This window comes from Vreelandella sulfidaeris, from assembly GCF_042429665.1.
Lineage (GTDB): Bacteria > Pseudomonadota > Gammaproteobacteria > Pseudomonadales > Halomonadaceae > Vreelandella.
This window is the reverse complement of sequence record NZ_JBHMAC010000013.1, coordinates 128,143-143,268: the sequence shown is the minus strand read 5'-3', so window position 1 is coordinate 143,268 and position 15,126 is coordinate 128,143. Positions and strand designations below refer to the sequence as shown.

Here is a 15,126-nt window from a genome sequence, read left to right as displayed (position 1 = left end):
CATTAGAGAGCGAATAAGGCGAATTAAGTAACGATCTTGGGTTAAACGAGTAGCGCCCTTACCAGCTCTACCCAGTAGCGTGCTCCTAGCGGTAACAGCGCATCGTTGAAGTCATAGTGCGGGTTATGGAGCGAAGCAGAATCCTCACCGTTGCCCATCCAGATATACGCCCCTGGGCGCTCGGCAAGCAGGAACGAGAAATCTTCAGAGGCCATACTTGGCGGTGGATTGAGCCGAACGTTATCGCGACCCAGCAAACGCTCAAGCACCGCGGCGCAGTGCTGGGCGTGTTCAGGGGTGTTAATGGTGGCGGGATAACAACGCTGGTAATCCAAATCGACCGTTAAACCATGAAAATCAGCTAGGCTGGCAATGGCCTGCTTGAAGCGCGCTTCCAAATGCTCTTTTAGCGTCATATCAAAGCAGCGCAGCGTGCCGCGAAGCGCTACCTGCTCGGGAATCACATTGAAAGTATCGCCCGCGTTGATACTGGTAATACTCAGCACGGCAGATTTGTCCGGCGGCGTTTCGCGGCTCACCAACCCTTGCAATTGGCTAATCAGTTGGCAGCTCGCCAGCACCGTATCGACCCCTAGGTGCGGCATCGCCGCGTGGCAGCCTTTGCCGGTCAACGTTAGGCTGAAGATATCGAAGGCGGCCATCACATCCGTATCGTGCACCGCGGCAACACCTACCGGCAGCCCCGGCCAGTTGTGCAGGCCATACACAGCGTCCATAGGGAAGCGCTCAAATAACCCCTCTTCGACCATGACTCGGCCGCCACCTTCATTCTCTTCAGCGGGCTGAAAGATAAACACTACCCGGCCTTTGAACGCTGGCTGCTGCTTTAACGCCCAGGCGGCGCCTAATAGCATGGTGGTATGACCATCATGGCCGCAGGCGTGCATTTTGCCGGGCGTTTGAGACGCGTATGCCAACTGCGTCTCTTCGCGAATATCCAGGGCGTCGATATCGGCCCGTAGGCCAATGGTTTTACCTTTACCCTGTTCACCATCCAGGGTGGCTACCACACCGGTACCAGCAATCCCGGTGGTTACCTCAAAGCCCCACTCCGTCAGCAACTCGGCAATACGCGCACTGGTGCGGTGCTCCTCAAACGCAGTTTCAGGATGCTGGTGAAACTCGTGGCGCCACGCGTTTAATGTTTCGCTATTCGGTAAATTTACTAAGGCAGTCATCGCCCTCTCCTTAAAGCATGATATGGGCGACAACGGCAGAGCCGATAAACGTGCCGGTGAAGACCAGCAAGGCCACTATCACCAGTTTCCAGCCGGTTTGCTTAAACATGGCGAATTCACGCCCGGTAAGCGCCAGCCCAGCGTAAGCCAATACCGGCGTTACCACCGCCAGGAAGTCCACCTCCGCGAGACTAGTGATTATCCAACCATTACCCGGAAACAACGGTAACGTGGCAATAATGCTTATCAACGAGACCCACGCGACGCTGGGCAGGTAAAAAGGACACAGCCGGCCTATCACCAAACCAATGATAACCATGACATATAGAATCAACATGCCTGGAAGCGCATCTAACAACGGAGAACCGTTGACGATATTGCTAAACCACGCCGCGATACACACCGCTGCCAGTACCAGCGCGGTTTTACCAAGCTGGTTTTCCGGACGAAGCTCTTTAAGCGCTTCAGCGTCGAACTGATCGACCGTACTCTCATTAGCTTTCATGGCGAACCTCCTGGCGTGAACCTGTTAAGCGCTTATACATCCACTCGGTCACCGGTAACGCGATAAATAGTGAGATATACAGACCGGTAGCATAGGTAAGCAGGTTGCTGGCCCCTGCAAACGCAAGCAGCTCATCTTTCGAGCCAGGCACGACTTCAGCCAAGGCCGCCGAACACGCCGCTACCATACTGCCACTGCCCACCCCGCAGGCCATGGCCAGTGCACGAACATCAAGAATATCCAGCGACGCGATGTAACCCGCCATTAGCGCGAAGTAGAGCGTACCAAACATGGTACCCACCACATAAACCCCCATAATACCGATGCCCTCCGGGCTTCTTAGCCCATAACGGTCTGAAATAATGGCAATATTAGGTTCACGGGCGATAGAGTAGGTGGCGCCAATGGCTTCACGCCCCATTTTGAGAACTAAAACCGCAAAGGGCAGCGCGATCAGCATAGTGCCCAGATTGCCTAGTTCCTGGAGGATCAGCGCGGGGCCAGCAGCGATAATTTGCTCGATGGCGGGGCCAATAGTAGAGCCAAACTTGGCAATAAACGGCAAAATAGCAATCAAAATAATCGGGCCTGCCGCATCGCTGACCGGCCTGGGAATCACCTTACCCATGGCGGAGAAAAGATGAGGGTTGAACAGAACGCCAATCACAAAAGCGTAGAGCAGGGGAAGTAACAGCAGTGTCCCCGGGCCCAAGGGAATGCGTACAATGCCGATCCATTCGGCAAACATCGACGTCACAATCACAGTAAGGTGAAGGCGCCAGTTCAGCAAAAGTTTAAGATCCATCAGAGTGTCCCTGTTTTTTTTAGAGTGACTCCGAGTATCGAAAGGTTATCGTTTCAATCATAGGGCTTTAATGCACTATTTTTTAGAACACGTTTTAAAACACGCAACCGTTGAGAGCGAAGGTAGCGACATCTAACACCTACCTATTTATACTAAAGTCTAACAATTACCCATAAGAGCTTTTAATGCCTATTTCGCTGCCGCTTCGGCGCCTCTGGACTCTCGATAAGTTCGCCTACAGCCTACGCGTGTTTATAGCGTTCAGCGGAGCGCTGCTGTTCAGCGGCCTAATGGGGAATGTGGCGCTGGTGATCCCGCTTTTCCTGGGAATTATCGCCTGCGCGCTGTCTGAAACCGATGATAGCTGGCAAGGTCGCTTGCAAGCCCTGTTGGTAACGCTGATTTGCTTCACCTCGGCCTCGTTTATTGTGCAGTGGCTATTTCCATGGCCGTGGCTGTTTGTCATCGGACTGGGGATGTCATCCTTTACGCTGATCATGCTCGGTGCCATTGGCCAACGCTACGCCACGATTGCGTCGGGCACGCTGATACTGTCGATTTACTCGATGATCAACATTGAACAGCACGGTGGGGTGGATGAAGACGTGGCGGCCCGCCAACTGCTGCTCTTGGCCGGAGCCGTATGGTATGGGCTAATATCGGTAGTATGGTGCGCACTGTTTTCACGCCAGCCGGTCAAGCAGAGCATGGCACGGGTATACAAGGCGCTAGGCGAGTTCTTAATACTGAAATCAGCGCTTTTTGAGCCGGTACGCGGTGTTGATGTGGAAGCACGCCGGGTGGCATTAGCACGCCAGAACGGTAAGGTGGTCGATGCACTTAACCAAGCCAAGGAAATGATTTTCAGGCGCTTAGAGGGCCAGCGCGGCGACCGCAAGCTCAACCGCTACCTACGCATCTACTTTATCGCTCAGGATATTCACGAACGCGCTAGTTCCACCCACTACCCCTACAGCGCCCTCAGCAAAGCATTTTTCCATCATGATGTATTATTTCGCTGTCAGCGGCTGCTGGACCAGCAGGGCCGCGCCTGTCGTCAGTTGGCTAAATCGCTGCTGCTCAACCGTCCATTCGATCACCAGCAAAGTGAAGAAGCCCTGGCCGACCTGCACGCGTCTATCGACAACCTGCGTGACCACGGAAAACCTGAATGGCGTCCGCTGCTTTATCCGCTGAGCGCGTTAGCCGACAATCTGGCGACTCTGGAAAGCCAGCTCGCCAGTGCGCATAATCCCGATGCCAGCGAAGAACGCCGGGACAGTTCCCTGTATGATCGCTCCCCCTCGTCGCTGCTTGAAGCATGGAAACGGGTACGCCTTAACTTTACGCTTGGCTCTCCCACCTTTCGCCACGCCGTGCGGCTCTCTATCGCATTGATGATTGGCTACGGCCTCCTTCAGTGGATCGACCCGGAGCAGGGCTTTTGGATTCTGCTCACCACGCTGTTTGTATGCCGCCCCAACTTCGCCACCACCCGGCGGTTTCTGTCTCAACGGATTATTGGCACGGTGCTGGGTCTGGTGCTGGGCTGGGTGTCTATCAGCCTTTTTCCGCATCCGCTGGTGCAAAGCATGATCGCCGTCGCCGCGGGCGTTTCTTTCTTCGCTAATCGCGAAAAGCACTATGTGATCGCCACGGCGTCTATCACGCTATTGGTCTTATGTAGTTTCAATCAGGTAGGTGACGGCTTTAACCTTATCTTGCCGCGTCTATTCGACACCTTGATTGGCTCGCTCATCGCAGGGTTGGCCGTATTTTTCATTCTGCCCGACTGGCAGGGGCGCAGGCTGTACCGCGAGGCTGCCCATACCTTGAATAACCATCGCCGCTACCTGGAAGAGATTATTCATCAGTACGCAGCGGGCAAACAGGATGACTTGGCTTACCGGCTTGCGCGGCGCAACGCCCATAACGCTGACGCGGCGCTCTCTACTCTGCTCACGAATATGCTTCATGAACCGGGGCACTACCGTAAGCTGGATGCGGACAACGGACTACGCTTTCTGGTGTTATCCAACACTCTCCTTAGCCACCTTTCTGCGCTGGGTGCTCATCGTCACCAGTTAGCTGACGATGAAGACGACGCCACGCTGGTACCGGTGGCCAAACGTATCGATGAGTATTTGGGTCAGATCGCTGAACAACTCAATAAGCGCCAGCCGGTTAAGTCGCTAACGGATCAAGCCAATGAGTTATTAACCCAGCTTGATGCACAGAAGGGGGTGAGTTCAGATGAACAGGCCATGACTCCCTATCGCCCTATCCAGAGCCAGCTACGCTTGATCACGGCACAGTTACCACCGCTAGCTGAAGCCGCTAATCGATTGGTGGAGATTGACGCGTCCGTACCAAGCAGCGACACCGCTAACGCTTAACCACAACGCTCACACCTGCCCATAGCGCCCCGCCGCTTCGCCCAGCCAGCGGCGAACCAGCACGCTAGTGACGTTTTTTTCGCCTTGGAGCGTTTGCGCCAGGGCGCTCACCCGCTCCAACAGGTCTGCATCGCGCTCCAGGTCGGCAATTTTCATCTGGGCAAGGCCGGTTTGTCGGGTACCGAGCACTTCACCGGGGCCACGGATCTCCAGGTCTTTTTCGGCGATGCGAAAGCCATCGGTGGTTTCGCGCATGACGGCCAAACGCTGGCGTGAGCTTTTGGACAGCGGCGGATGATAAAGCAGCACGCAGAAGCTCTCCGTGCTGCCACGCCCTACCCGTCCGCGTAACTGGTGAAGCTGCGAAAGCCCTAGGCGCTCGGGGTTTTCGATAATCATCAGGCTGGCGTTGGGCACATCGACCCCCACTTCAATCACCGTGGTAGCCACCAGCAAATCCAGTTCGCCCGCTTTAAAGGCGGTCATTACCTCGGCTTTCTCGCTCGACTTCATGCGCCCATGAACCAAGCCTACGGCCAACTCGGGCAGCGCTACGGTCAACTCATCGCGGGTAACCTCGGCGGCCTGGCACTGCAACACCTCGGATTCATCAATCAGCGTACATACCCAGTACGCCTGGCGGCCTTCGCTGCAGGCGAGCCGAATGCGCTCTACCACTTCGGGGCGTCGCTCGTCGGGGACCACGACGGTTTTCACCGGCGTTCGGCCGGGCGGTAGTTCGTCGATCACCGAGACATCCAGATCCGCATAGGCGCTCATGGCCAGGGTGCGAGGGATCGGCGTCGCAGTCATGATTAGCTGGTGTGGCGTAAGGCCTCCCGCTTCGCCCTTCTCGCGTAGTGCCAAGCGCTGATGCACACCAAAACGATGCTGCTCATCGATGATCGCTAGCCCCAAACACTGAAAGTGCACATCATCCTGGAACAGCGCGTGGGTGCCCACCACCATGCGCGCACGTCCATCGGCAATCGCCGCCTTGGCATCCAGCCTCGCTTTACCCTTGAGCTTGCCTGCCAGCCACGCCACTTCGATACCCAGCGGCTCGAACCAGGCTTTAAATGAGCGATAGTGCTGCTCAGCAAGGATTTCCGTGGGCGCCATGATGGCTGCCTGGCAGTTACCCGCCAGGGCACTCAGAGCCGCCATGGCGGCTACCACGGTTTTACCCGAACCAACGTCGCCTTGGATTAGCCTCAACATGGGAGCCGGGCGGCCTAAGTCGTGGCTTATTTCTTCCAACACGCGCCGCTGGGCGCCGGTTAAGGCAAACGGCAGTTGAGCCAAAAAGCGTGCCTGCAGGCTTCGCCCGGAAGGCAAGGAGGACGCGCCATCCGCCTGTATACGCAGACGTACTTCGCGCAGGCTTAATTGATGGGCGAGCAACTCTTCTAGCGCCAGACGGCGGGTAGCCGGATGCTGACCGCTGGTTAACTGATCGATATTCACGTCGGGGGGCGGCTGGTGCAACAAGTGCAAACTGGCGTGAAGCCCCGGTAGTTGAAAGCGCTGAAGTAACGTATCGGGAATCACATCTGGCAAGGCGTGTGGGGCGTCATCCAATAGCCCAAGCGCTTGCTGGGCCAAGGCCCGCAGGCGTGGCTGATTCAGGCCCTCGGTGGTGGGATAAATAGGCGTGAAATATTCTTCCACCGGCGTTTCGCTGCCGCCACTAAGCCGGTATTCAGGGTGATAAATTTCTAAACCGGTGGCCCCAGCCCGCGCTTCACCAAAGGCCCGCACGGTGGCACCGGGGCGCAACTGCTGCTGTTGAGCAGGCGAGAAGTGGAAAAAGCGCAGGCTCAAGATACCGCTGGCATCGCGTAACCGTACCAGCAGGCTGCGGCGACGCCCCTTGACGACATCGCAGGCGGTGACCTCCCCCTCAATAACCGCTTCTTGCCCAGCGCGCAGTAACCCAATGGGCGTTAAGCGGGTACGATCCTGATAGCGCAGCGGCAGATGAAACAGTAGATCGCTGACACGCTCTACCCCCAGCCGACCAAGCTTTAATGCTAGCGCTTCGCCGACACCTTTCAGCGCGGTAACGGGGGCCAAGAGGTCACTCATGGGACGCTTTTCACGGCCTTGGTGGGCTGCTGACAGTGGCTGATCGCCTGAATCAGCGCCTCAATCGCTTTGGGCCGGGGGAAGCTGGCCCGCCAGGCAATCGCCACACTTCTGGACGGTGCCGGGTCCACAAAGGGACGGCTGGCCAACATGGCATTTTCATATTGGTTAGTACCTAACGCGGACTGCGGAAGCACTGTAATACCCAGCCGAGAGGCTACCATATGGCGAATGGTTTCCAGCGAGCCCCCTTCCGCGATTAGCGTGTTGTGAGGACTATTGAGCTTTTGGGTAATCGCCGGGCAGGCTTCCAGGATTTGATCACGGAAACAGTGGCCTTCGCCTAATAACAACAGCCGCTCTTCAAGTAGATCTTCTTTATTGATCGCATCGCGCGCCACCCAAGGGTGATTGGCGGGCATTAACACCTCAAAGGCTTCTTCATAAATCGTCTTGGTGACAACATCGGTCTCGGTAAACGGCAGTGCTACAATAATCACATCCAGCTCACCACTTCTTAGCTTGGCGCGCAGGGTGCCCGTCATCCCCTCTTCAATGTAAAGCGGCATCTGTGGCGCCGCCTTGGCAAGCTCGGGCACTAAATGGGGGAACAGGTAAGGCCCGATCGTGTAAATCGCCCCGATCCGCAACGGGTTAGCCAACTGATCTTTACCTGAACTTGCCAGCTCAAAAATTAGCGTGCTCTGCTCGAGCACCCGCTGCGCCTGGGCAACGATTTTTTCCCCGAGTGGCGTGACCTGTACCGTGGACTTGGAACGCTCAAATAGCGGCGTATCTAGCTCCTCTTCCAATTTCTTTACCGCGACGGAAAGCGTGGGCTGCGAGACGTGACAACGTTCTGCCGCACGACCAAAGTGGCGCTCCTGAGCGAGGGTTACGATGTAGCGAAGTTCTGTTAAAGTCATAGCGGTGCCAGTGGCATCCTCTCGTAGCAGCTCGTGACTAAATCATGACAGTCAGCGGGACGGAAAAGGACAAGCAAGCTCTGCCGACAGACGTCTCATCAGACAATGTCATATTTGGTAGAGACTTTGTATCTAATAGGGAATATTAATCAAGAGGAGTGTGCATGGTGAAGCTAACCATACTGATTATCGGCTGTGGCGATATAGGGATCAACCTTGGGCGCGAATTACTCAATGAAGGGCACCAGGTGATTGGCTTACGTCGCAACGTCGAGGCCTTAAAAGGCACCGGTATTAAACCGCTAAAACTGGACTTGAACGACCTCGAAGATGCCAATGCCGCCAGCCTTCCCCACGCCGACTATGTGGTATATACCGTCAGCGCCGACCGTTTCGAAGAGAGCGCGTATCAAAGCGCCTATCCCGACGGTCTAAAAAACGTGCTGAAAGTAATGGAACAGCACAAAAAACCGCCGCGGCGCATCTTCTTCGTTTCCTCCACCAGCGTTTATGGCCAGCAGGAAGGCGAAGCTGTTAACGAAGAGAGTCCTACGGAGTCGACCAGTTTTTCCGGCAACCTGATGTGCGACGCAGAACAGGCATTGATCAACCATACGCTGCCCGGCACCGTCATCCGTTTTTCCGGCATTTACGGCCCAGGCCGCGATCGGCTGATTCATCAAGTTGCCGAAGGCCGCGTTGCCGCGATCACTCCTGTGATTTACTCAAATCGCATTCATCGCGACGACTGCACCGGTATTATCGCTCATCTGATTCGCTATCAGGAAAGCGGCCAGACACCGTCTGACGTTTACCTGGGCAGCGATTGCGAGCCGGTCACCATGCATAACGTGATGATGTGGCTAGCAAAGCAGTTGAAAGTAGATGCAACAAATACCATGCAGTCGCCCTTGCGTCGCCGCACCAGCAAACGCTGCGATAACCAGCGCGTTCTCGACACTGGCTATCAGTTCCGTTTCCCCAGCTATCGCGAAGGCTATGCCCAGGTGCTGAAAGAGGGCGGTTTTCTAGAGGTCAACAAAGCCTAGACGCAATCGGTTTAGTCACCAATGACCATGACCGCTTCTGCTTCTACCTGACTACCTTTGGGGAGTGATTTCACGCCAACCGCCGCCCGTGCAGGGAAGGGAGCGTTAAAGAACTCCTCCATGACTTGGTTAACGATCGCAAAATTATCCAAGTCCACCAGGTATAGGTTCAACTTCACAATATCGCTTAGCGACCCCGCCGCCTCTTCACAGACTGCCTGCAGATTTGTGAAGACCTGGCGTGCCTGGGCTTCGAAATCCTCGGAAACAATCGCCATCGTGGCAGGGTCTAGCGGAATCTGTCCCGAAAGATAAACCGTGTTGCCCGCTTTAATCGCCTGTGAATATGGGCCAATCGCAGCGGGGGCCTTGCTGGTGTTGATAACAGCCTTATTGCTCATAGGTGGTGTCGCTCCTGTAGTGAGTAATACGTTGTAACTTGTATGTTGTAACTAATACGTTGTGAGTTATATGTTGGACGCTTGCCGCTCCCCCAATAGAAGCCACCGCCGACATCAGGTCAGCGTGTCGTCAATGAGGGAAATTAATTGGCGAGTCGAGTAATCTTGCCGACATTGGGAAGGTTGCGGATACGTTTGATAATCCGCGCCAGGTGGACACGCCCTTTTACTGACAGCGTCAAATTCACTGATGAAAGGCGTGCATCACGTTCTTCAATGCCAATCCGTTCGATATTGGCGTCGGCATCCGTCACCAGCCCGGCTAGTTCGGCAACCAGGCCTCGCCGGCTTTCAATTTCGATCCGCAGCGCAACCGGGAAGTCTTCATCAATGGTGTCCGACCACTCAAGCGCGAAGAGCTTATCGGGATCATTTTTATCCACCACGTTTTTACACTCAGCGCGATGAACCACTAAGCCTTTACCGATCGAAATATGACCCACCACCGGATCGCCGGGTAACGGATGACAGCAGCGCGCGAAGTTAATCACCATGCCTTCACTGCCACTGATCATGACCGCTTTGTTGCCATCACCAACGGCCGGATGCTCATAGCTATCACCGTGCGCTGCATCGACTAACCGTCGTGCGACCACGTGCGTCATGCGGTTGCCCAACCCCAACGACTCCAGGAGCGACTCTTCGGACGTCACATCCAGCTCCTTGAAAGCCCGCTGAATCACACTTTCATCCAACTCTTCCAGGCTGGTGTCGTAGGGCGCCAAGGCTTTATTAAGCAGCCGCCGTCCCAGCATCACCGCTTCGGTTTGCTGTTGATATTTAAGCGCATGACGAATCGCTGAGCGCGCCTTCGCCGTGGTCACAAAGTTAAGCCAGGCAAGATTGGGACGCGCGCCGGGAGCGGTAATGATTTCAAGCGTCTGACCACTCTCTAAACGCGTTGAAAGCGGTGCCAGATGGCGATCAATACGACAGGCGATGCAGTTATTACCAATATCGGTATGTACCGTGTAGGCGAAGTCAATCACGGTCGCTCCTTGGGGAAGCTCCATGATGTCGCCTTTAGGCGTAAATACGTAAATATCGTCGGGGAAAAGATCGTTTTTAACGTGTTCAATAAACTCTAATGAGTCGCCCGCATGGCGCTGCATTTCCAACAGGCCTTTTACCCAGGCCCGGGCCCGCGCGTGGCTTCCTTCAGCAATCGGATGGGTCGTTTGTCCGGCTTTATAAAGCCAATGGGCAGCAATCCCGTTATTGGCCATCGCTTCCATTTCACGAGTGCGTATTTGCACTTCAATGGGCATGCCACGAAAACCAAATAGTGTGGTGTGCAGGCTCTGGTAACCATTCGCCTTGGGAATCGCAATATAGTCCTTGAAACGCCCAGGGACGGGTTTATAGAGGTTATGTACCACGCCCAAAATGCGGTAGCAGCTGGCCACATCCTCAGCAATAATGCGAAACCCGAACACATCCATGATTTCAGCAAACGGCTTACGCTGGTCGCGCATTTTTTTATAGATCGACAGCAAATGCTTCTGGCGACCAATCACCGTGCCGTTAAGCTCGTCTTCGTCCAAACTTTTTTGCAGTGACTGCTGGATTTCGCGCATGGCGCTGCGGCGGTGGCCACGCGCATTGCCTACCGCCCGCTTAATGCGCTCCGCACGCATGGGATGAATCGCCTGAAAGGAAAGATCTTCAAGCTCCACACGAATGGTGTTAATCCCCAGACGACCCGCAATGCGGGCGTAGATCTCCAGGGTTTCCCGGGCAATGCGGCGTTTTTTATCCGGACGTAAGGCCCCCAGGGTGCGCATGTTATGCAGCCGGTCGGCCAACTTAACAATGATGACGCGGATATCGCGCGACATCGCCAGCACCATTTTCTGGAAGTTTTCTGCCTGGGCGACCGCTTTATCTTCGAAGGTGATTTGGGTCAGTTTGGAGACCCCGTCCACCAGCTCTGCCACTGGCTTACCAAACTGAGCCTCCAGCGCCTTTTTGGAGACACCGGTATCTTCAATAACGTCATGCAGCATGGCAGCCATCAGGCTTTGATGGTCCATGTGCATATTGGCAAGAATGTTCGCTACCGCTAAGGGGTGGGTAACGTAAGGCTCACCGGACCGCCGCCGCTGGCCATCATGAGCCTGCTCAGCATAGTAGAAGGCGCGCTTGACCTGCTGGATTTCATCCGGGGGTAAATAGCCGCCGAGTCGATCGGCCAGGTCATCAATGGTGAACATCTACCGCGCCTCTATCGGTGTCGTTGTAAATGTTAATCGTCGATATGAGTTGGTGCCATAGCGGGACGCGGACGCACAGCGGCTTCAACAGGCTCGTCCAGCACCGTGTGATCCACCAGGCCTGCTGCAATTTCACGCAGCGCCATTACCGTAGGCTTGTCGTTTTCCCAAGGCAGCAGCGCATCGCGTGAACCGCGAGCCAGTTGGCGCGCACGCTGGGTGGAAATCATCACCAGCTTGAAACGGTTTTCAACATGATCAAGACAATCTTCAACGGTTACGCGAGCCATGGGAGCCTTCCTGTTATGACGAAACCGGGCCGACGCCGTTAAAAAGCACGGTGCCGACCCAGTGAAAAAGAGTAGTGACCTGCTAGATTACTCGACCGCAGGCGCCTGTGACAAGAGCGCATCCAATAGCGGTGCATGACGCTCGCTCATCACCGGGCAGCTTAAGCGTCGACTGATCACCAGCGACTGTAGCTCCTGAAGGGCCGTCGTGAAGTCATCGTTCACCACCAGATAATCATATTCATGAAAATGTGACATTTCACTTACCGCATCGCGCATACGCCGGGCAATCACCGCATGCTCATCAGTGCCACGGCTGGCCAAGCGGCGTTCCAGCTCCTCACGCGAGGGCGGTAGAATAAAAATAGACACCGCATCCGGCATTTGCTTGCGCACTTGCTGAGCGCCCTGCCAGTCAATTTCCAGAATGACGTCCTGCCCGGCTGCCAACAATTGCTCTACCGCCTGGCGCGAGGTGCCGTAGTAATTATCAAAGACGTTGGCATACTCAAAAAACTCGCCACGCGCGATCATCGCTTCAAACTCGCCCACATGGGTAAAATGGTAATTCACACCATTCACTTCACCCTCGCGCTTGGCGCGGGTGGTGTGCGATACGGACACTTGGATTCCGTCGAGGCTTTCAATTAGCTCACGTACCAAGCTAGTCTTGCCAGCACCCGAGGGGGCAGAAACGATAAAAAGCGTACCTTGGGGCATGACGCGCGTTCCCTTCAGTTAGCAAAAATAAGTGGCGAAAATAACGCAAGTGACTGCAGCAGAGCAGCAAGGCTGCGCAGTATCGCATACCCATCGCTGCGACTGTAGCGTTGGCGATAACATACAGGGAGTTAGGCATGCGCAGTACGCTTTTTATCGTGGCATTGATCGCCCTCGGGGTTGCTCTACAAAAGGGCATCATCGAGATTCCCCGTCAGTGGGCGCCGTGGGCGCCGCTTCATATCGATGATCCGATTACGCCAGTGACTCAGTTTAAGCTAAATCGCCTAGCAGATGACCGTGAAGGTTGTTTAGCCGCCCTGGACACGGTACCAGAAGGCGAGCTGCGCTATACGCCGCTTGCGGATTACTCACCCACAGCGAGCTGCCCACTCACCAATATCGTGCGCATGCAGTCGAGTGGTGTTGCGTTTAATCAAAGCTTCGTGGCGTCTTGCCCCATGGCGTTAGCGTGGGTCATGTATGAGCGTCACGCGCTTCAACCCGCCGCCGAACAGATCATGGGCAGCCGAGTGAGCCAGGTTAACCACGTGGGCAGCTTTGCCTGTCGTAACGTATACGGTCGTGAAACGGGCAGGCGCAGTGAACATGCCACCGCCGAAGCACTGGATGTGGTGGGATTTCAGTTCGAGAACGGACAGCGAGTGACGCTTATTAATGACTGGAAAGATGAAGGCGAGGTCGGAGCGTTTTTACGCGCTGCGCGGGATGGTGCCTGCGACACCTTCGGCAATGTGCTGGGGCCTGAGTATAACGCCGCGCATGCCGATCATTTTCATATGGGCATGCGCGGCTTTGGTCTTTGTCGCTAAGCGTTATTGACCAGGCAAAGACCACATCTACTCAAGATTGAGATCTTCTTCATCCGTCGCGGCCCCTGTCGCCGCGCCCACGCCACCGCCAATAACCGCACCTTGGGTTACGCTACCGCCGGTTGCGGCAGCAGCACCCGCGCCAACGGCAGCACCCACACCGGCACCGCTAGCAGTACGCTCTCCAGTAGTAGAGCCGCAGCCCGCCAACCCGATCGTTAATGCGACTACCGCGCCAAGCGTCATTACACGTGCCGTCTTCAGTACCTGCGTATGCATCGTCATCTCCTTATGAATTGTTACCCTTACACACTAGAAAGAATTTACCATTATCGCCATGTTAATTATCACTGTTCGATAACGCTGTCGCGCTAAGCACATTGAACAGAGGGGCCGTGCGTGCGTTTTTCCAGCCAGCGTCCAGCGGCAAAGATCACCAGACCGCATAGCGCTAATCCAGCGCCAACAAGCCCCGTACTCGACCAGCTAAAGCCCGCGCTGATGGCCAACCCGGCAAGCCATGCGCCTAGTGCGTTGGCGCCGTTAAAGGCGGCATGGTTGAGCGAGGCCGCCATGGTTTGGGCATCTTCAGCGACATCCATCAAACGGGTTTGCAGCGAAGGCGCCAGGGCAATACTGGTGCCCACCAGGCCAACAAACAGCAGCCCCGTCCAGACATTATTCGCAGCAAAATAAAACAACCCCTGAACCACCCCGCACCACACCAAGATGCGTGGGATCGCCCGCATCAGGTTTTTGTCGGCCATGCGTCCACCGATCAAATTGCCGGCAATCGAGCCAATACCAAAAATCACCAGCACCAGCGGCCCCAACGCTTCGCTCATGCCCGCTTGTTGCGTCAAGGTGGGCATCACATAGCTAAAAATGGCGAACATGCCACCGCAGCCAATACAGGCCAGCGCTAACGTGACTAAAACGCGCTGCTTCAATAACGCGGAAAGCTCGCGTAGCGGGCTCGCCAAGGTATCCACCGGCTGAACCGGGACATGGAATCGAATCAACAGCGCAGTAAGCAACGCAATACCCCCGACCCCCACAAAGGCGATTTGCCAGCCAAATAGGTTGCCCGCCCAGGTGCCAAGAGGCGCCCCGACAAGGATTGCCACGGTCAAGCCCATCATCACTCTCGAAACGGCACGTGCCCGTTGATCTACCGGCACGGCGCCTGCCGCCACCAGAGCCGCAATGCCGAAATAGGCCCCATGGGGCAAGCCCGCAAGAAAGCGCAAGCCGACGAACGACCAGAAACCGGGCGCCATGGCGCTGGCAATATTGCCCACGGCAAATACCAGCATCAGGATAATTAACAGCATTCGCCGCGGCATACGGGCGGCTAACGAGGCAATGATCGGCGCCCCCACGACCACGCCCAGCGCATAGCTACTAATCGCGTAGCCCGCTTGAGGCACCGTTACCGCCAAATCACCCGCTACACGGTTCATCAACCCCATGATGACGAACTCGCTGGTGCCGATGCCAAAGCCACCGAGTGCCAAGACAAATTCGGCCACGCGCGGATTACGCGCCAGCCCTTGAGACGACGGTGCTGTCGAATCCTGCATGCTTATCTCCTCTGCGATACCGTCTGTGTGGGTATCTCGTTATGCGTCAAATGATCGC

At 55.6% G+C, this 15,126-nt stretch carries 14 protein-coding genes; 3 read left to right on the top strand and 11 right to left on the bottom strand.

Annotated features, from left to right (window positions below):
- Positions 1–41: 41 nt before the first annotated feature.
- From ACFFLD_RS15260 to ACFFLD_RS15250, 3 genes are read right to left on the bottom strand one after another with little or no spacing between them, the layout of a single operon-like run.
- Entirely contained in the window at positions 42–1,199 is a 1,158-nt protein-coding gene (locus ACFFLD_RS15260; RefSeq protein WP_386041827.1) for a M20 aminoacylase family protein, read from the bottom strand.
- 10 nt (positions 1,200–1,209) lie between these two features.
- Positions 1,210–1,704 carry a hypothetical protein gene (locus tag ACFFLD_RS15255; protein WP_386041824.1) on the bottom strand — a complete coding sequence of 165 codons (495 nt, stop codon included), beginning with the start codon at positions 1,702–1,704 and terminating at the stop codon, positions 1,210–1,212.
- Entirely contained in the window at positions 1,694–2,509 is an 816-nt protein-coding gene (locus tag ACFFLD_RS15250) for a DUF3100 domain-containing protein (protein WP_386041822.1), read from the bottom strand. Before ACFFLD_RS15250 ends, ACFFLD_RS15255 begins: the two co-directional genes overlap by 11 nt.
- Positions 2,510–2,694: 185 nt before the next feature.
- Here ACFFLD_RS15250 and yccS point away from each other — a divergent pair, with 185 nt between their 5' ends.
- Positions 2,695–4,905, top strand: coding sequence for a YccS family putative transporter (gene yccS / locus ACFFLD_RS15245; protein WP_386041820.1), 2,211 nt, complete (start codon positions 2,695–2,697; stop codon positions 4,903–4,905).
- Between the two features lie 9 nt (positions 4,906–4,914).
- Here yccS and recG read toward each other — a convergent pair whose 3' ends face one another.
- Together recG and ACFFLD_RS15235 are read right to left on the bottom strand one after the other, a co-directional pair.
- Positions 4,915–6,993: an ATP-dependent DNA helicase RecG gene (gene recG, locus ACFFLD_RS15240; RefSeq protein WP_386041818.1), complete on the bottom strand. Its 2,079-nt coding sequence runs from the start codon at positions 6,991–6,993 to the stop codon at positions 4,915–4,917.
- Positions 6,990–7,919, bottom strand: a complete 930-nt coding sequence (locus ACFFLD_RS15235) for a hydrogen peroxide-inducible genes activator (RefSeq protein WP_386041816.1) — start codon at positions 7,917–7,919, stop codon at positions 6,990–6,992. Before ACFFLD_RS15235 ends, recG begins: the two co-directional genes overlap by 4 nt.
- 167 nt (positions 7,920–8,086) lie before the next feature.
- Between ACFFLD_RS15235 and ACFFLD_RS15230 the strand changes: the two genes are divergently transcribed.
- Positions 8,087–8,968 carry an SDR family oxidoreductase gene (locus tag ACFFLD_RS15230; RefSeq protein WP_386042857.1) on the top strand — a complete coding sequence of 294 codons (882 nt, stop codon included), beginning with the start codon at positions 8,087–8,089 and terminating at the stop codon, positions 8,966–8,968.
- Positions 8,969–8,979: 11 nt separating this feature from the next.
- On the opposite strand, the gene ACFFLD_RS15225 is transcribed toward ACFFLD_RS15230, so the two are convergent.
- The 4 genes from ACFFLD_RS15225 to gmk all read right to left on the bottom strand — a co-directional run bounded on the left by ACFFLD_RS15225 (position 8,980) and on the right by gmk (position 12,652).
- Entirely contained in the window at positions 8,980–9,369 is a 390-nt protein-coding gene (locus tag ACFFLD_RS15225; protein ID WP_386041814.1) for a RidA family protein, read from the bottom strand.
- A gap of 143 nt (positions 9,370–9,512) precedes the next feature.
- Positions 9,513–11,642 carry a RelA/SpoT family protein gene (locus ACFFLD_RS15220; protein WP_386041811.1) on the bottom strand — a complete coding sequence of 710 codons (2,130 nt, stop codon included), beginning with the start codon at positions 11,640–11,642 and terminating at the stop codon, positions 9,513–9,515.
- A 32-nt stretch (positions 11,643–11,674) separates the two neighbouring features.
- Entirely contained in the window at positions 11,675–11,932 is a 258-nt protein-coding gene (gene rpoZ / locus ACFFLD_RS15215; RefSeq protein ID WP_071694803.1) for a DNA-directed RNA polymerase subunit omega, read from the bottom strand.
- 87 nt (positions 11,933–12,019) lie between these two features.
- Complete coding sequence (gene gmk / locus ACFFLD_RS15210; protein WP_386041809.1) at positions 12,020–12,652, bottom strand: guanylate kinase; 633 nt, start codon at positions 12,650–12,652, stop codon at positions 12,020–12,022.
- A gap of 137 nt (positions 12,653–12,789) precedes the next feature.
- Here gmk and ACFFLD_RS15205 point away from each other — a divergent pair, with 137 nt between their 5' ends.
- The gene (locus ACFFLD_RS15205) at positions 12,790–13,485 is read left to right on the top strand and encodes an extensin-like domain-containing protein (RefSeq protein WP_386041807.1); all 696 of its coding nucleotides are present in this window, start codon (positions 12,790–12,792) and stop codon (positions 13,483–13,485) included.
- Between the two features lie 27 nt (positions 13,486–13,512).
- Here the strand turns inward: ACFFLD_RS15205 and ACFFLD_RS15200 are convergent, their stop codons facing one another.
- Positions 13,513–13,764, bottom strand: coding sequence for a hypothetical protein (locus tag ACFFLD_RS15200; protein ID WP_386041805.1), 252 nt, complete (start codon positions 13,762–13,764; stop codon positions 13,513–13,515).
- A 92-nt stretch (positions 13,765–13,856) separates the two neighbouring features.
- Positions 13,857–15,068: an MFS transporter gene (locus ACFFLD_RS15195; RefSeq protein WP_386041804.1), complete on the bottom strand. Its 1,212-nt coding sequence runs from the start codon at positions 15,066–15,068 to the stop codon at positions 13,857–13,859.
- Positions 15,069–15,126 lie beyond the last annotated feature (58 nt).

Coding starts and splice junctions, on each gene's coding strand:
- ACFFLD_RS15260 (WP_386041827.1), bottom strand. CDS start 1,199: ATGACTGCCTTAGTAAATTTACCGAATAGCGAAACATTAAACGCGTGG.
- ACFFLD_RS15255 (WP_386041824.1), bottom strand. CDS start 1,704: ATGAAAGCTAATGAGAGTACGGTCGATCAGTTCGACGCTGAAGCGCTT.
- ACFFLD_RS15250 (WP_386041822.1), bottom strand. CDS start 2,509: ATGGATCTTAAACTTTTGCTGAACTGGCGCCTTCACCTTACTGTGATT.
- yccS (WP_386041820.1), top strand. CDS start 2,695: ATGCCTATTTCGCTGCCGCTTCGGCGCCTCTGGACTCTCGATAAGTTC.
- recG (WP_386041818.1), bottom strand. CDS start 6,993: ATGAGTGACCTCTTGGCCCCCGTTACCGCGCTGAAAGGTGTCGGCGAA.
- ACFFLD_RS15235 (WP_386041816.1), bottom strand. CDS start 7,919: ATGACTTTAACAGAACTTCGCTACATCGTAACCCTCGCTCAGGAGCGC.
- ACFFLD_RS15225 (WP_386041814.1), bottom strand. CDS start 9,369: ATGAGCAATAAGGCTGTTATCAACACCAGCAAGGCCCCCGCTGCGATT.
- ACFFLD_RS15220 (WP_386041811.1), bottom strand. CDS start 11,642: ATGTTCACCATTGATGACCTGGCCGATCGACTCGGCGGCTATTTACCC.
- rpoZ (WP_071694803.1), bottom strand. CDS start 11,932: ATGGCTCGCGTAACCGTTGAAGATTGTCTTGATCATGTTGAAAACCGT.
- gmk (WP_386041809.1), bottom strand. CDS start 12,652: ATGCCCCAAGGTACGCTTTTTATCGTTTCTGCCCCCTCGGGTGCTGGC.
- ACFFLD_RS15205 (WP_386041807.1), top strand. CDS start 12,790: ATGCGCAGTACGCTTTTTATCGTGGCATTGATCGCCCTCGGGGTTGCT.
- ACFFLD_RS15200 (WP_386041805.1), bottom strand. CDS start 13,764: ATGCATACGCAGGTACTGAAGACGGCACGTGTAATGACGCTTGGCGCG.
- ACFFLD_RS15195 (WP_386041804.1), bottom strand. CDS start 15,068: ATGCAGGATTCGACAGCACCGTCGTCTCAAGGGCTGGCGCGTAATCCG.